The sequence below is a fragment of the Brevundimonas sp. MYb52 genome, assembly GCF_002979535.1.
GTDB lineage: Bacteria > Pseudomonadota > Alphaproteobacteria > Caulobacterales > Caulobacteraceae > Brevundimonas.
In genome coordinates this window covers 86,366-108,867 of sequence record NZ_PCPB01000006.1, presented here as the reverse complement: position 1 = coordinate 108,867, position 22,502 = coordinate 86,366, and the positions used below count along the sequence as shown (strand labels likewise).

General features: G+C 69.1%; 24 protein-coding genes. 11 read left to right on the top strand and 13 right to left on the bottom strand.

What is annotated here, in order from left to right; all coding sequences use genetic code 11:
* Nucleotides 1-127: 127 nt before the first annotated feature.
* From CQ039_RS09030 to CQ039_RS09020, 3 genes are all read right to left on the bottom strand, one after another.
* The gene (locus CQ039_RS09030; RefSeq protein ID WP_105563239.1) at nt 128-1,303 is read right to left on the bottom strand and encodes an aspartate aminotransferase family protein; all 1,176 of its coding nucleotides are present in this window, start codon (nt 1,301-1,303) and stop codon (nt 128-130) included.
* Between the two features lie 130 nt (nt 1,304-1,433).
* Nucleotides 1,434-2,330 carry a M20/M25/M40 family metallo-hydrolase gene (locus CQ039_RS09025; RefSeq protein WP_105563178.1) on the bottom strand — a complete coding sequence of 299 codons (897 nt, stop codon included), beginning with the start codon at nt 2,328-2,330 and terminating at the stop codon, nt 1,434-1,436.
* A gap of 54 nt (nt 2,331-2,384) precedes the next feature.
* Nucleotides 2,385-3,209, bottom strand: a complete 825-nt coding sequence (locus tag CQ039_RS09020) for an ABC transporter permease (protein ID WP_105563179.1) — start codon at nt 3,207-3,209, stop codon at nt 2,385-2,387.
* A gap of 231 nt (nt 3,210-3,440) precedes the next feature.
* On the opposite strand from CQ039_RS09020, the gene CQ039_RS09015 reads away from it, so the two are divergent.
* Nucleotides 3,441-3,983 (top strand): GcrA family cell cycle regulator, encoded by a 543-nt coding sequence (locus CQ039_RS09015; RefSeq protein WP_105563180.1) that lies wholly within the window; start codon nt 3,441-3,443, stop codon nt 3,981-3,983.
* Nucleotides 3,984-4,340: 357 nt separating this feature from the next.
* Here the strand turns inward: CQ039_RS09015 and apaG are convergent, their stop codons facing one another.
* Nucleotides 4,341-4,748, bottom strand: a complete 408-nt coding sequence (gene apaG / locus CQ039_RS09010) for a Co2+/Mg2+ efflux protein ApaG (RefSeq protein ID WP_105563181.1) — start codon at nt 4,746-4,748, stop codon at nt 4,341-4,343.
* A 104-nt stretch (nt 4,749-4,852) separates the two neighbouring features.
* Here apaG and CQ039_RS09005 point away from each other — a divergent pair, with 104 nt between their 5' ends.
* Nucleotides 4,853-5,887: a 2'-deoxycytidine 5'-triphosphate deaminase gene (locus tag CQ039_RS09005; RefSeq protein WP_105563182.1), complete on the top strand. Its 1,035-nt coding sequence runs from the start codon at nt 4,853-4,855 to the stop codon at nt 5,885-5,887.
* A gap of 160 nt (nt 5,888-6,047) precedes the next feature.
* Here CQ039_RS09005 and CQ039_RS09000 read toward each other — a convergent pair whose 3' ends face one another.
* Complete coding sequence (locus tag CQ039_RS09000) at nt 6,048-6,659, bottom strand: TlpA disulfide reductase family protein (RefSeq protein ID WP_105563183.1); 612 nt, start codon at nt 6,657-6,659, stop codon at nt 6,048-6,050.
* On the opposite strand from CQ039_RS09000, the gene argH reads away from it, so the two are divergent.
* From argH to lysA, 3 genes are read left to right on the top strand one after another with little or no spacing between them, the layout of a single operon-like run.
* Nucleotides 6,658-8,061 carry an argininosuccinate lyase gene (argH, locus tag CQ039_RS08995; protein WP_105563184.1) on the top strand — a complete coding sequence of 468 codons (1,404 nt, stop codon included), beginning with the start codon at nt 6,658-6,660 and terminating at the stop codon, nt 8,059-8,061. The two genes, CQ039_RS09000 and argH, sit on opposite strands and share 2 nt — an antisense overlap.
* Nucleotides 8,058-8,279 carry a hypothetical protein gene (locus CQ039_RS08990; RefSeq protein ID WP_105563185.1) on the top strand — a complete coding sequence of 74 codons (222 nt, stop codon included), beginning with the start codon at nt 8,058-8,060 and terminating at the stop codon, nt 8,277-8,279. The genes argH and CQ039_RS08990 overlap by 4 nt, the downstream gene beginning before the upstream one ends.
* A 38-nt stretch (nt 8,280-8,317) precedes the next feature.
* On the top strand, nt 8,318-9,619 hold the full coding sequence (gene lysA / locus CQ039_RS08985; protein ID WP_105563186.1) for a diaminopimelate decarboxylase: 1,302 nt from the start codon (nt 8,318-8,320) through the stop codon (nt 9,617-9,619).
* Here lysA and CQ039_RS08980 read toward each other — a convergent pair.
* From CQ039_RS08980 to CQ039_RS08970, 3 genes are read right to left on the bottom strand one after another with little or no spacing between them, the layout of a single operon-like run.
* Nucleotides 9,616-10,257, bottom strand: coding sequence for a DUF3885 domain-containing protein (locus CQ039_RS08980; RefSeq protein ID WP_105563187.1), 642 nt, complete (start codon nt 10,255-10,257; stop codon nt 9,616-9,618). The genes lysA and CQ039_RS08980 overlap by 4 nt on opposite strands.
* Nucleotides 10,257-10,796, bottom strand: a complete 540-nt coding sequence (locus CQ039_RS08975; RefSeq protein WP_105563188.1) for a phosphoribosyltransferase — start codon at nt 10,794-10,796, stop codon at nt 10,257-10,259. Before CQ039_RS08975 ends, CQ039_RS08980 begins: the two co-directional genes overlap by 1 nt.
* 16 nt (nt 10,797-10,812) lie before the next feature.
* Nucleotides 10,813-11,685 carry a DUF3426 domain-containing protein gene (locus CQ039_RS08970; RefSeq protein ID WP_105563189.1) on the bottom strand — a complete coding sequence of 291 codons (873 nt, stop codon included), beginning with the start codon at nt 11,683-11,685 and terminating at the stop codon, nt 10,813-10,815.
* A gap of 74 nt (nt 11,686-11,759) precedes the next feature.
* Between CQ039_RS08970 and CQ039_RS08965 the strand changes: the two genes are divergently transcribed.
* The 5 genes from CQ039_RS08965 to CQ039_RS08945 are packed head-to-tail and all read left to right on the top strand — an operon-like array spanning nt 11,760 to nt 15,567.
* Entirely contained in the window at nt 11,760-12,485 is a 726-nt protein-coding gene (locus CQ039_RS08965; RefSeq protein WP_105563190.1) for a cell division ATP-binding protein FtsE, read from the top strand.
* Nucleotides 12,482-13,363, top strand: a complete 882-nt coding sequence (locus tag CQ039_RS08960; RefSeq protein ID WP_105563191.1) for an ABC transporter permease — start codon at nt 12,482-12,484, stop codon at nt 13,361-13,363. The genes CQ039_RS08965 and CQ039_RS08960 overlap by 4 nt, the downstream gene beginning before the upstream one ends.
* Before the next feature lie 9 nt (nt 13,364-13,372).
* On the top strand, nt 13,373-14,002 hold the full coding sequence (locus CQ039_RS08955) for a YdcF family protein (protein WP_105563192.1): 630 nt from the start codon (nt 13,373-13,375) through the stop codon (nt 14,000-14,002).
* The gene (locus CQ039_RS08950; protein WP_105563193.1) at nt 14,003-14,716 is read left to right on the top strand and encodes a 1-acyl-sn-glycerol-3-phosphate acyltransferase; all 714 of its coding nucleotides are present in this window, start codon (nt 14,003-14,005) and stop codon (nt 14,714-14,716) included. It begins immediately after the preceding gene.
* A 47-nt stretch (nt 14,717-14,763) separates the two neighbouring features.
* On the top strand, nt 14,764-15,567 hold the full coding sequence (locus CQ039_RS08945) for a MipA/OmpV family protein (RefSeq protein ID WP_105563240.1): 804 nt from the start codon (nt 14,764-14,766) through the stop codon (nt 15,565-15,567).
* Nucleotides 15,568-15,579: 12 nt separating this feature from the next.
* On the opposite strand, the gene hisC is transcribed toward CQ039_RS08945, so the two are convergent.
* From hisC to CQ039_RS08930, 3 genes are read right to left on the bottom strand one after another with little or no spacing between them, the layout of a single operon-like run.
* Nucleotides 15,580-16,683 carry a histidinol-phosphate transaminase gene (gene hisC / locus CQ039_RS08940; RefSeq protein ID WP_105563241.1) on the bottom strand — a complete coding sequence of 368 codons (1,104 nt, stop codon included), beginning with the start codon at nt 16,681-16,683 and terminating at the stop codon, nt 15,580-15,582.
* 24 nt (nt 16,684-16,707) lie between these two features.
* Nucleotides 16,708-17,388: a hypothetical protein gene (locus tag CQ039_RS08935; protein WP_105563194.1), complete on the bottom strand. Its 681-nt coding sequence runs from the start codon at nt 17,386-17,388 to the stop codon at nt 16,708-16,710.
* Nucleotides 17,388-18,452 carry a DUF2125 domain-containing protein gene (locus tag CQ039_RS08930; protein WP_105563195.1) on the bottom strand — a complete coding sequence of 355 codons (1,065 nt, stop codon included), beginning with the start codon at nt 18,450-18,452 and terminating at the stop codon, nt 17,388-17,390. Before CQ039_RS08930 ends, CQ039_RS08935 begins: the two co-directional genes overlap by 1 nt.
* Before the next feature lie 102 nt (nt 18,453-18,554).
* Between CQ039_RS08930 and CQ039_RS08925 the strand changes: the two genes are divergently transcribed.
* Complete coding sequence (locus CQ039_RS08925) at nt 18,555-18,989, top strand: VOC family protein (protein WP_105563196.1); 435 nt, start codon at nt 18,555-18,557, stop codon at nt 18,987-18,989.
* On the opposite strand, the gene ybaK is transcribed toward CQ039_RS08925, so the two are convergent.
* Both ybaK and CQ039_RS08915 read right to left on the bottom strand, forming a co-directional pair.
* Nucleotides 18,986-19,459 (bottom strand): Cys-tRNA(Pro) deacylase, encoded by a 474-nt coding sequence (gene ybaK / locus CQ039_RS08920; RefSeq protein WP_105563197.1) that lies wholly within the window; start codon nt 19,457-19,459, stop codon nt 18,986-18,988. The two genes, CQ039_RS08925 and ybaK, sit on opposite strands and share 4 nt — an antisense overlap.
* Before the next feature lie 224 nt (nt 19,460-19,683).
* A complete protein-coding gene (locus tag CQ039_RS08915) occupies nt 19,684-22,356 on the bottom strand; it encodes an ATP-dependent DNA helicase (protein WP_233190194.1) in 2,673 nt (890 codons plus the stop codon).
* Nucleotides 22,357-22,502: the final 146 nt, after the last annotated feature.

The window sequence follows — 22,502 nt, the reverse complement described above, 5'->3', positions numbered from 1 at the left end:
GTGGTCCCGCAGGGGCCGGGTGGGGGCGACCTTGCGGAAACCGGAAATGAAGGGACGTCGTCCCCACCCGACTTCACCCCCGATGGGGGCTCAGTCACCCTCCCCATGAAGGGGAGGGAGAAAGCACTTACGCCGCCAGCTTGGTGCGGGCGAACTCGCAGGCCGTTTCGAACTTCTCGACGGCTTCGCGGGCCTCTTCGAGGGTGATGTTCAGCGGCGGCAGGATGCGGACCAGGTTGTCGCCGCCGCCGGCGACCAGCAACTTGGCCTCGTCGCGGGCCCAGCCCATGAAGTCGCGGTTGTTGGGGACCAGCTTGACGCCGACCAGCAGACCCTTGCCGCGCACCTCGACGATCACGTCGGGGAAGCGCTCGGCCAGGCCGTGAAGCTGCTGCTTCAGATAGCCGGCCACCTCGTTGACGTTGGCCAGGATGGCGTCCGACGACACCTCGTCGAAGGCGGCCTGACCGACGGCCATGGCCAGGGGGTTGCCGCCAAAGGTCGAGCCGTGGGCGCCGACCGTCATGCCCTTGGCCGCCTCGGCCGTCGACAGGCAGGCGCCGATGGGGAAGCCGCCGCCCAGGGCCTTGGCCACCGCCATGATGTCCGGCGTCATGCCGGCCCATTCGTGGGCCCACAGCTTGCCGGTCCGGCCCATGCCGCACTGGACCTCGTCGAAGATGATCAGGACGCCGTACTGGTCGGCCATCTCGCGCATCCAGCGCAGGTCTTCTTCGGGGGTCGAACGGCAGCCGCCCTCGCCCTGAACCGGCTCCAGGATGACAGCCGCCGTGGTCGGGTTCTCAAAGGCCGCCGCAAGGGCCTCCTTGTCGCCCCACTTCAGCTGATGGAAGCCTTCCATCTTGGGCCCGAAGCCCTCGGTGTAGCTGGGGTTGGCGGCGGCGTTGATGGCGCCATAGGTGCGGCCGTGGAAGGAGCCGTCGAAGCCGTAGATGTCGATGCGTTCCGGCTGGCCGTTGACCGAGTGGAACTTGCGCGCCGTCTTCAGGGCGCACTCGACCGCCTCGGTGCCCGAGTTGGTGAAGAAGACCACGTCGGCGAACGACTTCTCGCACAGGGCGTCAGCCAGGGCGTCCTGGCCCGGAATCTTGAAGATGTTGGAGACGTGCCACAGCTTCTCGGCCTGATCCTTGACAGCCTGCACCAGCTTGGGGTGGGCGTGGCCCAGGGCGTTGGTCGAGATGCCCGAGACGCAGTCCAGATACTCGGTCCCGTCAGTGGACCACAGGCGGACGCCCTGGCCGCGCTCCACTTCCAGCGGCGCGCGATTGTAGACACCCATCAGATGACCGGACACAGGCAGACTCCATAAAGCGAGACGGCCCCGGCGCATCAGCGACGGGACCGCTTCAAAAAGGGTGAGGGACTTGTCGGGCGCTATTTGCCCATAGTCAACACCGTGCCGACCGCTGTCAGCGCAGTTGCGCGTCCAGCTTCTGGATCAGGGCGGCGTAGGTGGCGCCGGCGGTGGCGATGGTTGCCCCCTCAACGGCCTCGATGGCGTCGTCCTTGGAGTGGATCACGCGGAAGACTTGCGGGACAAAGCCCTCGGCCAGACCGTTTTCCTTGCCGCCGTTGAAGGCCAACCACATCTGGTGGGCGCCGACCTCGTCCTGGAAGCCCAGCGACACCACCGGCGCGCCCGCCGCCGAGAAGGCGCGGTCGTCGGAGGGCGGATATTCGGGGAAGCCGACGCACTGCAGGGCGCGCTCGGCGCACAACTCCTGGGTGGCGCGGGTGACGAAGGCCGACTGCGGCCCGTTGTTCTGGCCGTACATCATGGTGTCGCCATAGGCGGCGACATCCGAGTTCACCACGGCGGCGACATTGGCGACGCCGTGGGCCTCGATCCACTTCTTGGCGCCGATCAGGCCCAGCTCTTCCTGGTCGAAGAAGATGACGCGGACGCGGTGGCTCAGGGGCTTGTCGCGCAGGATCTTGGCCGCCTCGATCAGGGCCACCACCGAACCAGCGTTGTCGATCACGCCTTGGGACATGGTCCCGTCGCGCAGTTTGACCGCGTCATAGTGGGCGGTCAGCAGGATTTCCTTGGCGCCCTCGCCAATGGTGACGACGACGTTGGAGCCCTGCATCGGACCCGCGCGGCCACCGCCTTCGAAGGTCTCGATAGTCGGATTGAAGCCGGCGGCGCGCAGTTGGCCCACAAGGACGTTCATCCGCTCGCTATTGGAGGGCTGCACATAGGCGCCGACCTGGGCCTTCAACGCCTCGGCGTCCTGCGCCAACGCGGGCGTGGACAGAAGCGCGGCGACGGCGACGGCGGACGCCAGAACGGATCGGAACAGCATGAGGAACCTCCCAGAGGCCCCTCTCCCCGGAGCCGATCCGCCCTGCCTAAAGGCTCAGCTCTTCAGGCGCCAGCCCGAACGGAACACCAGCCAGCAGGCCGCACCCATCAGCACCGTCAGCACAGCGCTCATGACCACGCCGATCATCAGATTGCCCTCGGCGTGGCCGATGAAGCCGGCCCGGAAGCCGTCGATCAGATAGAAGAAGGGGTTGAAGCGGCTGATGCTGGCGAAGGGCTCGGGCAGGCTGTCGATCAAGTAGAAGGTGCCGGACAGGAAGGTCATCGGCATGACCACGAAGTTCTGCACCGCCGACAGATGGTCGAACTTCTCGGACCACAGCCCCGCCAGCACGCCCGTCATCCCCATCAGCAGCGAAGCGATCAGGCCGAACCAGACGATCAGGGCGATATTGGCGACGCCCAGCTTGGCGAAGGGCAGGACGCACAGGGCCGTCACCAGACCGACCGCCACGCCGCGCGTCGCGGCCCCCAGGGTGAAGCCAATGGTCAGCTCCAGCGGGCTGAGCGGCGGCGTCAGGAAGTCGGTCGCCGTGCCCATGATCTTGGCCTGGATCAGGCTGGACGAGGCGTTGGCGAAGGCGTTCTGAAGAATGGCCATCATGATCAGGCCCGGGGCCACGAACTCGGCGAAGGGGGTGCCGTGCAGCGGCGGCCGCGCGCCCTTCAAGGCCACCACGAAGACCAGCATGTAGAGCAGGGTCGTCACCACCGGCGCCGCCACGGTCTGGGCGCCCACCTTCCAGAAACGGCGCACCTCACGCAGGTAGAGGGTGCGCAGGCCGACCCAGTTGATCCCGTCGTAGCGACGCGGTTGGGGCAAGCCGGAAGGGCGAGTGGCGGCGAGATCGGTCTTCATAGGCGCCCAGATGCGCCCGCTAAGCTGGTTTCGCAAGGCGCCCGACGTTTTGCGAGGCGCCGCAAAACTGATTCAAAACGGGACGTTAACCACACTACATCTGGTTTCTGTGGACAGCTGAATTGCCACATCTTGCGTGTTTTAAGGGCTGCTTTACGATTAGAAGTAGGTCGAGGCGGTGAAATCCGTTGGTGACCCAAGATATTGAATCCGATCCCCGGGAGGGTGGCCATGACCACAGCTAGCTGGACTGAAGACCGCGTCGGCGCGCTGAAGAAGCTCTGGCTGGAAGGCCAGTCGGCAAGCCAGATCGCCAAGACCCTCGGCGGCGGCGTGACCCGCAACGCCGTGATCGGCAAGGTGCACCGCCTGGGCCTGTCGGGCCGCGCTGCGCCGTCGCAACCGGCGCGCACCACCTTCCGCGCCGCCACCCGTCCGCGCCCCGCCGCTCCGGCCGCTCCGGTTCAGGCCCCGTCGGCCCCGCGCCGCATCGAGGCCGCCGCCCCGCGTCCGGTCATGACCGCCCAGCCCGTCGCCCCTGCCCCCATGCCGGAACTGCCCGGCACGGCCACGGTGATGACCCTGGGCGCCCACATGTGCAAATGGCCGATCGGCGACCCGTCGTCGCGCGAGTTCAGCTTCTGCGGCCGCCGCGCCACGGAAAACGTCTATTGCGGCGAACACGCCCGCGTCGCCTACCAACCGCAAGTCCGCCGCGGCGCCTCCAAGGACGGCGCCAGCGAACTGGCGCGCAGCCTGCGGCGTTATATTTAAGAGCGCTACCGCTCGCGACGCGGTCGCTCGCTGCTTGAGCGCGCGCGAAGCGCCAGGCCGCGTCGGGTCGAAATGGCGGAGCCTTTTGACCGCGGCCCAACAAGAAACTGATTTCGTCCGGCTTGCCGGATGAAATCAGGGGGCTGCGGTTCATCCGGGTTGACGCAGCCCTATCGCCCTCGCCGCAAGGCGGGGGTTTTTTGTTGGGCGCGACCTCGCACCAACCGCTGTCATTCCGGGGCCGCGCAGCGGAACCCGGAACCCAGACGCCTGATACGCACACCGTAGCTGCCGGTCTGACCGCCTGGGTCCCGGATCGGCCCTTCGGACCGTCCGGGATGACAGCTGAGAGGCGGCCTAGTTCAGCACCCGTCGCGTGTCCGGCACATCCAGGCTAAAGGCCGGAATGGCCGCCTCGAACATCCGGCCGTCCACGTCGGTCATGTAGTAGGCGCCGACCATCGAACCGGACGAGGCGCCCAGAGGACAGCCCGAGGCGTAGGAATAGCTGTCGCCGGCCTCGATCACCGGCTGCTCGCCGACCACGCCCTGTCCGCGCACTTCCTCGACATGACCGTAGGCGTCGGTGATGGTCCAGCGCCGCGCCACCAACTGCACTGGCGAGCCGGTCAGGTTGACGATCTCGATCTGATAGGCCCAGACCCAGCGCCCGCCGTCGGGGTCCGACTGGGCCGCCAGATAGGAGGGGCGGACGCGGACGACGACGCCTTCGGTTTCGGCGGTATAGGCAGGAGGGGCGTGCATAGGCTATATGCAGCCCGCCGACCTCGGGGTTCAACCCGTCTGGCGCTACGGATGTCGCATTCCGAAGCGAGACAGATGGAAAAAACCGTGTGAGACAGGACGGCATGAGCATCTTCGAGATTCCCGCCCAGCCCGGCATTCTGCCCTTCCAGGGCATCGAGACCCTGATCGCCACCGGCGCGATCAAGTCCGACACCCCCTTCGATCACGATCAGGTGCAGCCAGCCAGCCTGGACCTGCGCCTGTCGAACCAGGCCTGGCGCGTGCGCGCCTCCTTCCTGCCCGGTCAGCGCAAGGTCGAGGACCGCATCCAGGACGTGGAGATGCACGCCATCGACCTGTCGGGCGGCGTGGTGTTGGAAAAGGGCTGCGTCTATATCGCCCGGCTGCAGGAACGCCTCAGCCTGCCCAAGGGCTTGAACGCCCGCGCCAACCCGAAAAGCTCGACCGGCCGCGTGGACGTCTTCGTCCGCCTGCTGACCGACAAGGGCGGCAGCTTCGACGACGTGGACGAAGGCTATGACGGCCCCCTCTACCTCGAGATCGCGCCCCAGACCTTCTCCATCCTGGTCAAGCCCGGCACCCGCCTGAACCAGCTGCGTCTCAAGGCCGGCGATCCGCCCAAGCTGGAGACCCGCAGCGTCGGCGTCGACCTGCAGGCGGGCGAGAACGGCGTCGTCGGCTTCCGCGGCCGTCGCCACGCCGGGGTGGTCAACATGGATCACATCGACGGCCACGACCCGCGCGACTTCTGGGAGCCGCTGACCCTGCGTCGCGGCGAACTGCTGCTCGATCCGGGCGAGTTCTACATCCTGGCCTCGTCGGACGACGTGGAGATCCCGGTGGATCAGGCCGCCGAGATGACCCCCATCGACCCCTCGGTTGGCGAGTTCCGCGTCCACTACGCCGGCTTCTTCGACCCCGGCTTCGGCACGGACGAGGCCCACGGCGCGGGCTCCAAGGGCGTGCTGGAGGTTCGCACCCACGACACCCCCTTCCTGCTGGAACACGGCCAGATCGTCGCTCGCCTGGTCTATGAGCCGCTGACGGAACGCCCGACCCGCCTCTATGGCGAAGGCGGCAGCCACTATCAGAGCCAGGGGCTGAAACTGTCGAAACACTTCCGCCCCTGGGGCTAAGGCCCTCTCCCCTTGAGGGAGAAGGTGGGCGCCGCGGTCGAAGGACCGCGGCGTTTTTCTTTGTGCGACGCCATGCTGCTCACAACGACTTCTCGCTCAAGAGCAGGAGGACCGGCCCTCCGCCTTTCCGCTCAAGCAGGCCGCGACCGTGTCGCGGCCGTTAGCGGTCTTCTTCTGCAAGAAGCGCCTCCACCAGAGCCTTGGCCTCATCGCTGGCCCAGTCGGCTTCGCCGGTCAGGACGGCGCGGACTTTGCCCTGGCGGTCCAGCAGGATGGTCTGGGGCATGGCCCCCTTGCCGGGGAATTCGAACGGTAGCTGGAACCTGGGATCGGCGTAATAGACCAGCGGCGGATGCTCGGCGATGAAGGCGCGAGCCTCAGGCACGGCCTTGTCCACGTCCATGCTGATCGTCACCACGGCGACGTCGTCGCGGTCCTTGTAGTGCTCGGCCAGAGCGGCGAGCGTGGGCATCTCGATCTTGCAGGGCGCGCACCAGGTCGCCCACAGATTGACCACCGTCACCCTGCCCGTGAAATCGGCAAAGCGGACATCGCGGCCCTCGGCGTCCTTGAAGACATAGTCGGGCGCAGGGGCCGGAGCGGGCGTCAGCAGCTTGCCTAGCGAGCCCCTGGCGTAGACCGACAGGGCCGATGACGCGGACTCTTTGCCCCCGCCGTCCCGATTGGCGTATAGCAGCGCCGCGCCGCCGATTACGACGGCTAGCGCCAGCACTGTCGCCACGCCCGCCAAAGTCCGTTTAGAGCCGCTCATGTCCGACACGCCTTCCAACACCCCTCAAGGTCAGTCTCTATGGGGCGGACGCTTCAGCGCCAAGCCCGCCGACATCATGCAGGCCATCAACGTCTCCATCGGCGTCGATAAACGCCTGTGGGCCCAGGACCTGGCCGGATCGCGGGCGCATTGCCGCATGCTTGCCCAACAGGGCATCATCCAGCCCGCTGACGCCGAGGCCATCCTGGGCGGACTGGACGTCATCGAGGGCGAGATCCGGGACGGGTCCTTCCCCTTCCGCGACGCCTATGAAGACATCCACATGAACGTCGAGGCCCGCCTGTCGGAGCTGATCGGCGAGCCGTCGGGGCGTCTGCACACGGCGCGCAGCCGCAACGATCAGGTGGCGACCGATTTCCGCCTCTGGGTGCGCGACGCCTGCGACCGCACCGTCGAACAACTGAAGGCCCTGCAAGGCGTCCTGCTGGACCGGGCGGAACAGCACGCCGGCGACCTGATGCCCGGCTTCACCCATCTGCAGACAGCCCAGCCGGTGACCTTCGGCCATCACCTGATGGCCTATGTCGAGATGTTCGGTCGCGACGCCAGCCGCTTCGCCGACGCCCGCGCGCGCATGAACGAGAACCCGCTGGGCGCCGCGGCCCTGGCCGGTTCGCCCTTCCCCATCGACCGTCACATGACGGCCAAGGCCCTGGGCTTTGACCGGCCCATGGCCAACAGCCTCGACGCCGTGTCGGACCGCGACTTTGCGCTGGAAAGCCTGGCCGCCGCCTCGATCGCGGCGGGCCACCTGTCGCGTCTGGCCGAAGAGATTGTGGTCTGGATGACGCCGATGTTCGGCTTCGCCACCCTGCCCGACGACCTGACCACCGGCTCGTCGATCATGCCGCAAAAGCGCAACCCCGACGCCGCCGAGCTGGTGCGCGCCAAGACGGGCCGCATCAACGGCGCCCTGATCGCCCTGACCACGGTGATGAAGGGCCTGCCGCTGGCCTATTCGAAAGATATGCAAGAGGACAAGCCGCCGGTGTTCGAGGCCTTTGACGCCCTCGATCTGGCGCTGACGGCCATGACCGCCATGGTCGCCGCCATCATCCCCAACACCCCGCGCATGGCCGCCGCCGCCGGCGCCGGCTTCTCGACCGCCACCGACCTGGCCGACTGGCTGGTGCGCGAACTGAACCTACCCTTCCGCAAGGCGCACCATGTCACCGGCGCCGCGGTGAAGCGGGCCGAGGCGCTGGGCGTCGGTCTGGGCGATCTGCCGCTGGAAGAATTGCAGGCTCTGGATTCCGGCATCACCAAAGCCGTGTATGAAGTCCTGACGCCCGAAGCCTCCTGCGCCAGCCGCCAGAGCTTCGGCGGCACGGCGCCGGAACAGGTCCGCGCCCGCATCACCGACTGGAGAAACCGCCTGTGAAGAAGACCCTGATCCTGGCGGGCGCCGCCGCCCTTCTGCTGGCGGGCTGCGGCCGCATGGCCGATCTGGAAGCGCCCGGCGCCGTCCAGACCGAGCGCGCGCCGCGTGACAAGAACGCCGAGCACATGCCGGAACCGGCGACCATCAACACGGCCCCCCGGAACAACCCCATCGACAGCGGCGCCTCCGACCCGTTCGGCCGTCCGCCGTCGCGCTGATCGGCCTTCCCCTCCCCTCCTGACTGGACTCCCCGCCGGTGCATTATTTCGACCTTGAGGACGGCGTTCTGCACGCCGAGGGCGTCTCGCTGGAAAAGCTGGCGGCAGAGGTCGGGACCCCGACCTATGTCTATTCCTCGGCCACCCTGCGCCGTCATTACGGCCTGCTGCGCGACGCCTGTGACGCGCATAAGAATGCACTGGGCGAAGCCCTGATCGCCTTTGCGGTCAAGGCCAACTCCAACCTGTCGGTGCTGGCGACCCTGGCCCAGTTGGGCTGCGGCGCCGACACCGTGTCCGAGGGCGAGATCCGCCGCGCCCTGGCGGCGGGCGTTCCGGGCGAACGCATCATCTTCTCGGGCGTGGGCAAGACCGACGCCGAACTGGCCTTCGCCATCGACGTCGGGGTGCGCCAGATCAACGTCGAGTCCTCGGCCGAACTGGAACGGTTGATCGCGGTGGCCGCGTCCCTCAAGCAGGGCGCGACCGCGTCGCGTCCGATAGGGACACCAAGCATCGCCATTCGCGTCAATCCCAAGATCGGCGCGGGCGGCCACGCCAAGATCACCACCGGCGGCGCCGGCGACAAGTTCGGCGTGCCGGTCGAGGAGGCTATGGCCCTCTACGCCCGCGCCTCAGCCTCGCCCCATGTCACGCCCGTGGGCCTGGCCTGCCACATCGGCAGCCAGATCACCGACCTGACCCCGCTGGAAAACGCCTTCCGCGTCCTGCGCGAGATGACCGAGACCCTGCGGGCGCAGGGCCACAGCGTCACCCGCCTCGACCTCGGCGGCGGTCTGGGCGTGCCCTATTACGGCGATGCTGAAACCGCTTCGCCCGCCGACTATGTGGCCATGGCCGCGCGGGTGCTGGATGGCTTGGGTGTCGAGGCGGCGTTCGAGCCGGGTCGTCTGATGGCCGCCAATGCGGGCGTCCTGCTGAGCCGGGTCATCCAGGTCAATGAGCGCACCGATGGCCGTCGCTTCCTGGTGCTGGACGCGGCGATGAACGACCTGATGCGCCCCGCCCTCTATGACGCCTTCCACGACCTGAAGGCCGTGCGTCCGCGCGACGGCGACATGATCCCCTATGACGTGGTCGGCCCGGTCTGCGAGACCGGCGACACCTTCGCCCGCGACCGCGAACTGCCGCCGTTCGAGGCCGGCGATCTGGTCGTCTTCATGAGCGCCGGCGCTTACGGCGCGGTGATGAGCGGCGAATACAACACCCGCCCCCTGGCCGCCGAGGTTCTGGTCGACGGCGCGCGCAGCGCGGTCATCCGGCCGCGCCCGACCTACGAGCAGATGTTCGCGCGCGAACCGATGGCGGACTGGCTTTAGCCGAAGACTGCATCCATTCGATCCTGATCGAAGGACAGGAGCCAAGCCCTATGTCGGTCGTAGATCGGCTTTAGCGATTGGGGCGACATCCCGATGACGTCCATGCCGCGATCGTCATAGGGATGCAGCGCTATCCGCCTTTCAAAGTCGACGATGTAAACGGCAATCGAAGATGGCTGGGGCGCTATCGGCCCCCATGCGATTGACGCCCAGGCGAGAGCATCCAACGATTGAGCATCCGGGGAGAACTCGGCGGTACGCCAACATCGCCACAGACGCTCCGCTGCCGGCTCATCAGCGCTAAAGTCTTCCTCAAGCACCCGGCAGCATCGGCCGAAAGGCGCGGTGAAGCCGAGCTCCTTCAGGGGCCCTAACGGTCGGCTGGGTTTGGGCTTGTCGCGTCCCTGTTCCCAGAAAGAAACCACCGCCGTCAGTCGGTCAGATTGAGCGAAGAGATCTCGGGCTACCCCCCGAATTCTATCTGTCGCCGTGAAAAAGCTGGTCGCCACTCGTGACTGATCGCCAGCCAACTCAAAGCGTAGAGCATTGGGAAATTCGTAGAAGAGAGCGTCGGGAAATCCCGCGCAGCCGAAAGCCGATTCAATCCGGGCAAGTGGCGACTTCCCCGAAACAGCCATCAGTCCAGGGCGCAGATGTCGGGCAGGCCGCGCATCCCGCCCTTGTGGTCCAGGCCGTAGCCGACGAGGAAGCGGTTCGGGGCCTCCCAGCCGACGAAGTCGGGTTCCGGCGCACGGGGCTTGGGCCAGGGCTTGCGGGCGAAGACGCAGGTCAGGACCTCGGACGCGCCCGCTTCTTTCGTAATGCGCACCGCCTCGGCCAGCGACAGGCCGGTGTCGAAGACGTCGTCGAGGATCAGGACGCGCTTGCCCGCGATCGGGCGCTGATAGGGCGCGTAGACGTCGATCTTGCCGCGGCTGGTGGTCTCGTCGCCGTAGGAGGCCAGCCACAGGGCGTCAAAGCGGACGTTGCGGCCTTCGCGCGACAGGGCGCGGGTCAGATCGGCCCCGAACCACAGTCCGCCGGTCAGCAGGACGGCGGCCACGGTCTCATCGTCGATGACAGGGGCGATGCGCCGCGCCAGATCGGCGACGATCGCCTCGATCTCGGCTTGCGGCAGAAGAACAGTCGGGGCGGGCGTCGGGTCGTGATCAGCCATGCCCGGCGGATACCCCCTAGGCGGGGCTGCTGTCGAGGGGCGTTGCGTCCACGGGGGACAGATCATAGGCCGTGGCGCGACGCAGGCCCTCTTCCGGGGCCGGCGGCGGGGCGCGACGCGCCGGGCGGGCGGCGGCCTGCTCGATGCGGGGCGCAGGCGGCGGTGCAGCCCGGGCGGTCTTCTTCGGCTCCAGCACGAAATCGACGCCGACGCCGGAGGCCTTGCGTTCGGGATCGGGGATGACGACGGCGAAGCCCTGGACCTTGCCCGGCAGGACAGGCGCGGTCTCCAGGCGGACGATGCGGTGGGCCACCTCGGCGCCCGCGGCGTTCAGCAGGGCCACGCGCACCGGCGGGGCCACCACTTCGTTGTCGCGAATGTTCCTCAGGGCGCCCGAGACCACGACCTTGCCCGGATCATGGGGCGCGGTCTTGGCGCCCACGGCCTCGAACTCCAGCCCCGCCAGGTTCACCGGCGCGCCGACCAGCTTGTAGGCGGCGGCGGCCTGAGGCCAGGCCTGAACGATCTGCAGACGGAAGGCGAAGGCGGCGCCGATCAGGGCCAGCAGGATGACAGCCAGGGCCGCCCAGGCGGCGCCCTGGGCCGCGGCCTTCTTCATTCGGCGTTTCTGCTCGGCCTTGGCGCGGAAGGCGCGGGGCAGTTCCGGGGCCGGGGTTTCGGCCAGGGTTTCGGGCGCTTCCTCACGCTTGCCGAAGCCGCCCTCGACGACGGGGTCTTCGGAGGCGGCGGACAGTTCCAGCGGCTCATCCTCCAGCGTCGCGCGCCAGTCATGACCGCAGGATTTGCAGCGCACGCGACGGCCGTTCGAGCCGATCGCTTCATCGGGAACAAAATAGCTGGTGGCGCAGGCGGGGCAGGTCAGTATCATGTCGGCTGACTGCGAGGCTCGACGCCCCCTCCTGTCGAGGCGCCCGCAACGCCCCGGTCCAATACGAAACCTGAATGCCAAACTCGACCCGACGCGCCGCCGACCCTGATTCCGCGCCCGACACCGTCCGCCTGCGGGGCGTGGGTTTCGGTTATGCGGACAGGCCCGACGTCCTGCGCGACGTTAACCTTAGTCTGCCGCAGGGCTCTTTCCACTTCCTTACCGGACCGTCCGGCGCGGGCAAGTCTTCGCTTTTGCGTCTGCTGACCCTGGCCGAGCGACCGCAGACCGGGCGAATCAGTCTGTTCGGCCGCGAGGTCACCGACCTGCCGCGCGGCGGCGTGCCCGCCTTCCGCCGACGCATGGGCGTGGTGTTTCAGGATTTCCGCCTGCTGGATCACCTGACCGCCTTTGAAAACGCGGCCCTGCCCCTGACCCTGACAGGCGGCAAGACCGCCGATCACGCCGCCGACGTGGCCGAGATGCTGCGCTGGGTCGGTCTGGGCCAGCGGATGGACGCCCTGCCCCCGGCCCTGTCCGGCGGCGAGAAGCAAAGACTGGCCATCGCCCGCGCCGTCATCACCCGCCCGCGCCTGATCCTGGCCGACGAGCCGACCGGCAGCGTCGACCGGGCCATGGGCGAGAAGCTGATGCGGCTGTTCCAGTCGCTGAACAAGCTGGGGGCCACCATCCTGATCGCCAGCCACGACGAGGCCCTGGCCGAGCGCGTCGGCGCCACGGTTCTGCGGCTGGAGGACGGCCATCTGAGCCGAATGGAACCCGCAGGAGAGGCCGCATGATCCGCGCCCTGTTCCGACGCGGCCCCGCCCTGCTGTCGCGCGAGGCGGGCGGCGAGCGCTGGCTGATGGTGGTCGTCGCCGTCCTGTGCTTCCTCGCCTCCATCACCGCCGTCGGGGCCGTGGCCGCCGACCGGGCGGCCCACGGCTGGGCCCACCAACTGCGCGGCGAAGCCACGGTCCAGGTGCGCCCGCGCGTGGACGAGACCGGCCCCACCGCCGCCGCCCGCGCCGCCGAGACCCTGGCCGGGGTCAAGGGCGTGGCCGAGGCTGAGGCCATGGACAGGAAGGCCGCCGAGGCCCTTCTGCGGCCCTGGGTCGGCGAGGCGGCCCTGCCCGACCTGCCCCTGCCCTATCTGGTCACGGTCCGTCTGGACCCGAACAACCCGGCCAGCGCGCCCACCCTCAGCCGGGCCCTGGCCGAGGCCGGGCTGGACGCCACGGTGGACGACCACAGCCTATGGCGCGGCGAGGTCGAGCGTTCGGCGGGCGTCATCACGGCCCTGGCGGGGGCCGCCTTCCTGCTGATCGCGGCCGCCACCGCCGCCGTCATCGCCTACGCCACGCGCGCGGGCATGGCGGCCCAGGCCAACGTGATCGAGACCCTGAGCCTGAACGGCGCCTCGGACAGCTATGTCGCCGGCTTGTTCCAGCGGCGCTTCGGCGGTTTGGCGGCCCAGGCCGGCGCCCTGGGGGCCGGCGTCGCCGCCTTGCTGCTGGCCCTGGTGCGCCTGATCGGCGGCGAGGGCGGGCTGACCCCGGCCCTGCCCCTGGCCTTCAGCGATCTGGCCATCCTGATCGCCTGTCCGCTGCTGGCTTTCGGCGTCGCATTGCTGGCCGCCCGCTTCACGGCGCTGGCGAAGCTGGGCGGTCGTGGCTAGTTAAGCATCATGAAGTTCGTGACGCTGATCGCCGTGGTGGCGCTGATGTGGCTGGTGGGGTTGTTCGCCTTCGCCGAGCGCGTGCGCGGCCTGACGCCCGCGCCCGAGCCTGCGCGCGCCGACGCCATCGTCGCCCTGACCGGCCCCTCGGCCGAACGCGTCAACGCCGCCATCCGCCTGCTGGAGCAGGACAAGGGGCGCCGGGTGCTGATCTCGGGCGTTAACCGCGACGTGCGCCGCCAGGAGCTGCGGGCCCTGACGCCGGGTTCCAGCAAGCTGTTCAACTGCTGCGTCGACCTGGGCTTCGAGGCCGAGAACACCGTCGGCAACGCCCAGGAGATCGCCGCCTGGGCCAAGGCCAAGCACTATGACAGCCTGATCGTCGTCACCTCCGACTATCACATGCCGCGCAGCCTGCTGGAGATCCGCGGCGCGGCTCCCGGCGTCAAGCTGACGCCCTACGCCGTCTCGACGCCGTCGCTGGACAATTCCGGCTGGTGGCGCGCCGCCGTCACCGCCCGCCGGATGACGCTGGAATACATGAAATACCTGGCCGTGCTGGGCCGCGAGGGGATGCACCGCCTGCGGGGCCACCACCCGGAACGATCGGCGCCGCAGCCCCAGCTAGAGACTGCCTGAATGACCACCCTGCGCTCCCTGATCTTTGTCGCCTGGCTCTATCTGTCGATGGTGATCTTCGCCGTCGGCCTGTCGCCGGCCCTGCTGATGCCGCACCGTGTCGCCGTCGGCGTCATCAAGTTGTGGTCGAAATTCGTCCTGTTCGGCCTGCGCTGGATCGCTGGGGTCAAGGTCGAAGTGCGCGGGCTGGAGCACCGCCCGACCGGCCCGGCTCTGATCGCCGCCAAGCATCAGGGCATGCTGGACGTCATCGCCCCCTTCGCCTTCCTCGACGACGCCTGCTTCATCATGAAGAAGGAACTGATGGTCCTGCCCTTCTTCGGCTGGTTCGCTTGGAAGACTAGGATGATCGCCGTCGACCGTTCGGCCCATTCCAAGGCGCTGAAGGACATGGTGCGTCAGGCCCGCGCCCGTCACGCCGAGGGCCGCCAGATCCTGATCTTCCCAGAAGGCACGCGCGGCGAGATCGGCGCCGCCCCCGACTACAAGCCTGGCATCGCCGCCCTGTATCGCGACCTGGACAGCCCCTGCTGGCCAGTCGCCACCAACTCGGGGGTTCACTGGCCTGCCCATGGCTTCAAGCGCTATCCGGGCACCATCGTCTTCGAGTTCCTGCCGCCCATCCCGGCCGGCCTGAAACGGGCTGAGTTCATGGCGGAACTGGAAAACCGGATCGAAACCGCCTCCACCGCCTTGTTGCCGCCCAAAACCTAGGCTCTGCAGAACGGCCATATCATCAGCCGTTGACCTGCGATCCCTTCATGCCTTTACGCGCCGCCCGCCGTCTCGCCGCCCTGACTGCGGTCGCCTTCGTCGCTCTGCCTGCCGCCTCCGCCCTGGCCCAGGCCCAGCCCTATGAGGCAGTCGAGGCGACCAAGACGTGGAAGGTCGACATCGGCGGCGGCGTGGTGCGCGGTTTCAGCGCCACCGGCGCCAAGAGCGATCAGTTCAATTTCACCGCCTGGGGCTCGGCCTCCTATCGCGACGTGGTTTACGCCAACGGCCTGGACGGCCTGGGCTGGAACGCGATCAAGCGCGACGGCTTCCATGCCGGGGTGCAACTGCGCCCGCGTTTCGCCGCCGGCGATATCGAGGGCTCCACCCTGGACCGGCCCGACCTGGGCGCCGACGCAGCGATCTACGCCTACAAGCGCCTGCCGGGGAATGTGGTGGTCGGCGGCCGCATCCAGCACGACGCCACCGGCGACGACGCGGGCATGGAATACATGGCCTCGGTCGGTCACCAGCGCGTGACGCCCGTCGGCCTGCTGCAGGTCATGGCCTATGGCCGCGCCTTCGACGATGCGCGGGCCAAGCGGTATTTCGGCATCGCCCCGGACGCCGTTCCGGGCAGCGGCTTCACCGCCTATGAGCCGTCCGGCGGCGCGGCCGGGGCCGGGGCGGCCGCCCTGCTGGCCATCCCGATCGGCGACCGTTTCGGCATGGGCGCCTTCGTCAACTACGAACAGCGTCTGGGCGACATCAAGGACAGCCCCCTGCTGAAGGACGACCACGTCTGGCGCGCGGGCCTGATCGGGGTCGTCCGCTTCAACAGCGGCGACTGACGCCCCGCCAGATCAACTGGCGGCGAACTCGCTGAGGGCGTCGATCACGGCGCGGTTCTGGTCTTCGGTGCCGATGGTGATGCGCAGGCAGTCGGGCAGGCCATAACCGCCGACCGGACGAACGATGACGCCCTTTGAGTTCAGATAGTCGTTGGCGGCGGCGGCGTTGCGCTTGTCGTCCGCGAACCGCACCAGGACGAAGTTGCCCGCCGAGGGGAAGACCTCGAAACCGAAGCCGCGAATGGCCTGGGTCATGCGCGGACGCCAGTCCAGCACCAGATCGCGCGAGGCCTTCTGGTGCGCCTCGTCCGACAGGGCGGCGGTGGCGGCGTCGAGGCCCGGCACCGAGACGTTGAACGGCAGGCGGATGCGGTCCACCGCCTGCTCGATCGCCAGCGGGGCGTAGCCGAAGCCGATACGCAGGCCGCCCAGGCCGTGGATCTTGGAGAAGGTGCGGGTGACGACGACGTTGGACGCCTCGCGGGCCAGACCGAAGCTGGTCTCCCATTCCGGCTCGACCACGAACTCGGCATAGGCCTCGTCCACCACCAGGATGATGTGCGACGGCAAAGCCGCGTGCAGGCGGCGAATTTCCTCGCCCGAGTTCCAACTGCCGGTCGGGTTGGACGGGTTGGAGACGTAGACGATCTTCGTCCGCTCATCGACCTGTTCGAGGATGGCCTCGACCTCGGCCTTCATGTTGGGCTCGGCCGCCAGCTTGACCTCGGCGCCGCAGGCCTTGGCCGAGATGCGATAGGCGAGGAAGCCGTACTGGCCGGTGACGATGTTGTCGCCCGCGCTCAGATAGGTCTGGTTCAGCAGGGCGAAGACCTCGTCCGAGCCGTTGCCGAAGATCAGGCGCTCGGCCTCCAGACCGTGATGGGCGGCCACGGCCTCGCGCAGCTTGGTGGCGCGGCCATCGGGATAGACGTGGATGTTCTTCAGGGCGGCGGCATAGGCCTCGCGCGCCTTCTCGCCCGCGCCCAGGGCGTTCTCGTTCGAGGACAGCTTCATCGGCTCGGCGAAGCCGGCGATGGCGCCCTTGCCGCCTACATAGGGGGCGATGTCGAGGATGCCGGGCTTGGGGGCGGGCGCGGTTTTGGTCGCGTCGGTCATGGGCGTCATCCTCGAAGTCTGTGGTCAGTAAACGGGGGCGGCGCCGATGACGCCGCTCATCTGGCCGGGGGCGTCGATCAACCGCCCGTCCTCGGCCTGCACATAGCCTGTCAGGGTAAACAGCTTCAAGCCGCCGCCTGCCGTCAGGGGCGCGGCGATCAGGCCGGCCTCGCCCAGAGCCGTCACGATGCGGGCGTCGGACGCCGGACTGTCGGTGACCCAGAAGGTGCGGTCGTCGCCGGTCGGGCCGGGGGCCTCGGTCGAGACCAGCAGGGCGCGCGGCACGCCCGCCGCATCGTCCGGCAGGGCGGCGACGACCTTGAGCATGGGCAGGGCCAGCAGCTTGCCCCACCAGGGCCGGACGCCAAGGTCGATCAGGGCGCGCCCCCCTTGCCGGGCCGTCAGGAGCGCCTGATCCGGCTCGGCCGTCGGACGCCCGATCAGGCCCCAGCGGTCGGCGGCCAAGGCTTGCGACAGCGGCCCGCAGGTCGACAGCGCCGGGCCGGTCGCGGCCTCGATGCGGCCCAGCACGGCGCGCAGGACCGGACGCTCGGATACGGGAATGTCACGCAGCAGCTCGCGCAGGGCGATGGCGTCAGCGTCGGCCGAACCACGTGCTCCGGCGGCGATGCGGGCGCGCGCCGCCGCGATCAGGGCGCGGTCCAGGGCCAGACGTTCCGCGTCCTCGGGCGGCTCGACCAGCATCAGAACAACTGCGGCGCCGGGGCCAGGGCGAAGGGCCCCAGATAGGTGCGCCCGCCCTTGAAGTTCAGCACCAGATCGACGGCCTGCCCCTGATCCCCGGCCCCGCCCTGCGGCGTGGCGGCGGCGGCGCGGGCGGCGGCGGCGCGATCGACCGATCCGCCCTGGGTAGCCCCGGCCAGACCGACGATGGCGGCCAAAGGCTTCTCGGCGCGCAAGAAGACCTCGCCTTGCAGACGGCCCTTGTCGTCGGCCGACAGGGCTGGGCTGGACAGGAAGGTCTTGCTCTCGCCCGCGCCCAGCTCGCCCTTCATGTCGATGAAACGCCCGCCAGCGGCGGTCCAGGCCGACAGCAGGCCGTGCGCGTCCGCGCCCTTCAGGGCGCCGGCCTTCTCGATCACAGCCTCCACCTGGGCGTTCAGCTTGCCGGACTGTGTCAGGCCCTCGACCGGCCCATTGGGCCGGCCCTCGCCGTCGACCAGACGGAACAGGACGTCGACGTCGTCGGTCGGCGCGTTCGAGCCGGCCAAGTGCGGCCGCATGTAAAACTGAACCAGACCGGCCTTGGACAAGGGGAAGGGCTCGGCGTCCGGCAGGGCGGTGAAGACCGGCTTGGCCAGCTCGACCACGACATTGGGCCAGCGCTGGGTCAGGCCGTGGATGCTCATGCGAATGGACTCGGCGCGCACCGCCGTCTTGCCCTTGGCCCCGCGCGTCATGACCAGGCCGTTCGGCGCGGCGATGACCCACTTGGTCGGGTTATAGGCATTGGCCTCCGCCACGATCTCAGGCGCGGCGACCGCGTGGCCCGAGGGAGCGACGACATCGACGTGCTTCATCGCCACCCTGGCCCGCAGCGGCCAGCCGGTCGTGGAGAGCCCCGCGTGCTTCACGCTCCAGCCCGACTGCTCCAGCCGGGCGATGCGGCCTTCCAGCTTCTGTTCGATCTGCTGCGTCAGAAAGAACCACCAGCCGGTCCACAGGGCCAGGCCGACGAAGACGATGGCAAAGGGGATGATCAGCCCCTTGCGGCTGTGGCGGACAGGTTCAGCGTGAGCGTCGGTCATGGGCGCGGTTTAGCAGGCCGCGCGGCTGCTGACACGCCCTGTCAGCAGGAACAGGCCAGGCTGTCGCCCGTTCGAATCGCAACCTGACAGGAGACGAAGACCATGGAGACGCAGCAGCTTCATCGCGGCCGCCTGATCGACCACCTGCAACTGGTGACGCCCGATCTGGAGGCCAGCCGCCGCTTCTACGGCGCAGTGCTGGAGGCCCTGGGCGTGCCGATCGGCGGCGAGGCGGAACGCTTCTTCTGGGCCGACGAACTGTTCGTCTCGGCGGTAGACAGCATCGCTTCGGCGGGCCGACCGACCGGCCGCTGCCATCTGGCCTTTCAGGCGCGCGACCGCGCCATGGTCGAGGCCTTCCACAAGGCGGGGCTTTCGGCGGGCGGGACCGACAACGGCGCGCCGGGCGAGCGACCCTATCACCCCGGCTACTACGCCGCCTTCCTGCTGGACCCGGACGGCAACAACATCGAGGCGGTCTTCCACGGCGAGGCCGAGCGCTCGGCTGACAGCGTGGTCGTGACGTTCGAAGGCTAGGCCGTAAGATCAGCCAGCCTCGCCTCCGCCGCCCGCGCCGCCTCGTCCGGCGTCAGGCCTAGCAGCAGGCCGCGCTGGCCGCCATTGATCAGGATGCGGTCGAACAGGATGGCCGTCTCGTCCATCACGGTCGGCACGGCCTTCCTCTGACCAAAGGGACTGACGCCGCCGACCTTGTAGCCGGTCAAGCGTTCAGCGTCGGCGGGCTTCATCATCTGGGCCGACTTGCCCCCGAGGACCGCCGCCAGCTTCTTCATGCTGACCTCGCAGTCGGAGGGAACGATGACGCAGGCGGGCTTGGCGTCCACCAGGGTCATCAGCGTCTTGAACACCTGCTCCGGCGCCCAGCCCAGCGCCTCAGCCGCTTGCAATCCCACGCGCGGCGCGTCGGGGTCGTAGGCGTAGGGGAAGAGGTCGAAGGCGACGCCGGCCTGGGTCAGAGCGACGGTCGCGGGGGTGGTCTTGGACATGGATTGCCGATCGCAACGAAGGCTCGGGTGATAGCCGAGCTCATCATTTTCGTCATCCTCCGGCGAAGCGAAGCGGAGGCCGGGGGACCCAGCGGCGCCGAAGGCGATCTTTGTGACGGACGCGGCGCGTGGGGTTTTCGCCCTGCGGGCGCCGCTGAGTCCCCCGGTCAGCGCCGCTGCGCGGCTTGCCGGAGGATGACGAAAGGAAGGAGGAGCGGAGGGCTTCAGGCCTCAGGATTAAGGAAGCCCTTGGTCAGTTCCACCGCCTCGGCCAGACCCATGCGCTGCACCTCGGTTCCAGGCGGCAGACCCGCGAACAGCCGCGTCGGACAGGCGGCGTCCAGCATGAGGAAGACCCCCTTGTCGTCGGCGCGGCGGATCAGACGGCCGAACGCCTGCGCGATCCGGCCGCGCGCCAGGGCGTCGTCGTAGCCCTTGCCGCCAAAACGCTCGCGGCGCGCCTTGTGCAGCAGGTCGGGGCGCGGCCACGGCACGCGGTCGAAGGCGAGAACGCGCAGGGAGCGCCCCGGCACATCGACCCCGTCGCGCACGGCGTCGGTGCCGAGCAGGCAGGAGTCCTGTTCGGCGCGGAAAACGTCCACCAAGGCCCCGACTTCCAGCGGATCGACGTGCTGGGCGTAGAGGGGGACGCCCGCCTTGGCCAGGTCAGGGCCCAGCCGCTCATAGACGGCTTTCAGTCGGCGGATGGCGGTGAACAGGCCCACGCCTCCGCCGCCCGCCGCCAAGAAGAGCTCGCGCATGGCCGCCGCGATCTGGCGCGGGTCGTCCTTCATCAGGTCGTTGACGACGATGATGCGGCTGTTGGCGGCGTAGTCGAAGGGGCTGTCCACCTTCAGCGTCCGTGCCGGTTCGATCAGGCGCGCCGCGCCGGTGCGCATCCGGGCCAGTTGGAAGGGGTCCTCGGCGGCGGGATCGGACAGGGTGGCCGAGGTCACCAGAACGCCGTGCGCGGGCATGATGACGGCGGCTTCCAGCGGCACGGTCGGGTCGATCCAGTGGCGGCGCAGGGCCACGTCGTGGATGCGGCCGAACGCAGCCTCGGCGCTCAACCAATCGACGAAATCGGGATCGGGTTCATCACCGCCTTCTTCGAGCGCAGCCAGCATGGAGCGCCAGCCGGGCAGGGTCATGCGCGCCCGCCGATCCATGCCGCGCAGGGCGCCCTCGATGCGGGCGCGGGCGGCGCCGTCCAGCTCGGCGGCCTCCTCGTCGAGGATATCCTCGAGGTGGCGCGACAGGGCCAGAAGCGGCGCCTCGACGGCGGCGATGGCGCGGGCGGCGGCGCGGGCGGCCTGCAGCACCGGCTCGGTGGCGGGACGCAGGGCGCACTCCAGTCCGAACTCGGTCCCGCCGGTTTCCTGACTGCGGGCGCGCAGCTGTTCCAGCGCCGCGACCAGGAAGGCCTCGATCGGGCCGATGGGATTGATCTCGCCCGACGCCGGGGCGATGCGGCCCGAGACGCCCTCGCCCGGCAGGGCGGCGGCGGCGATCATGGCGTCCTTCAGGGCCTTGGCGGCGGCCTCGTTGTCGGCGCACAGGTCGCCCAGCCGTTGCTCCAGCCCGCGCCCGCGACGGCCGCGCCCCTCGGGGCCTCGGATCCAGCGGCGCAGCTCGGCGGCTTCCTGACCCGACAGGGCGGCGGAGAAGGCGCTGTCGGCCGCGTCGAACAGGTGGTGGCCCTCGTCGAAGACGATGCGCTTCAACGCCGCCGTCTCGCCATCCTGCTTCTGACCGCGCGCGGATCGGGCGCCGTCGAAGGCGGCCTGGGTCATGACCAGGGCGTGGTTGGCCACGACCAGATCGGCCCGGCGGCTGGCGCGGATGGTCTTCTCGACGAAGCAAAGACGGTAGTGCGGACAGGCGGCGTGGACGCATTCGCCGCGCCGGTCGACCAGATTGGCCGGGCTGGCCTGATGGCTAGGGGCGGCGGCGTAGAGGCCGGGCAGCCAGCCGGGATAGTCGCCGCCGGTCATGTCACCGTCGCGGCTATGCGCGGCCCAGCGCGCGGCCAACCCCATGCCGATCAGGTCGCCATTGCCCAGCTGGGCCGCCTGCATCATGTCCTGCAGGTTCAGCAGGCAGAGGTAGTTTTCGCGGCCTTTTCGGACCACCGTCTTCTTGCGGCGCTCGGCCTCGTCAGGCCACAGGGCGCGGCTTTCGCGGTCGATCTGGCGTTGCAGGGCACGGGTATAGGTCGAGACCCAGGCCGCGCCGGAGTTGCGCTCGGCCCACAGGCTGGCGGGGGCCAGATAGCCCAGGGTCTTGCCGGTGCCGGTGCCGGCCTCGGCCAGCAGGACGCGCGGACGGCCCTCCTCGTTTCGCGGCGAAAAGGCGTAGGCGGCCTCGGCGGCGTAGTCGGACTGGGCCGGGCGGGTCTCGTCCAGACCCGAGGCCTGCAACAGCTTGTCCAGACGGATGCGGGCGCTTTCTGAGTCCACCGGGGCGGACCCGGCCTCGCCGCGCGGGGCCTCGTCCTCCCACTCGGCCAGGCGCGACCAGACATCCAGTCCCGTGCCGCGCTCTCGGCGATCCCGCAAAGGCCCGGCCTGAAGCGCGGCCAGCACGCGCGATCCCCAGGACCAGCCCGCCCGGTCCAGCGTCCCGGCCAGGGTGAAGGCGTCCTCGCGGCCCGGATAGGCGGGGTCAGTCAGTTCATTCAGCAAGTCGGCGGCGGCGTCGCGCAGGGCCTGGGCCTGAGCCTCGGCCCCCTTGGGCTCGGTGCGGCCCAGCGCCAGCGCCAGCCCCGACGGCGACGGGGCGCAGAACTTGGCCGGCCGCACGAAGGCGTAGAGCTCCAGCACGTCCAGCATCTCGCTGGAGCGCGGCGGCGGGCTGAGGCCCAGTCGGCGGGCGGTCAGGCTGGCGTGGGCGACCATGACGGCGCCGCCGGTCAAGACGCCCTCGGCGGCGCCGCGCCCGATCTTCTTCGCCCCCGACGCATCGCACACGGCCCCGGCGCCCGGCGGGGTGGCCAAGGCGGGCGGCAGCTCGGCCCAAGGTTGGGTCGCGGGCTTGACGGTGA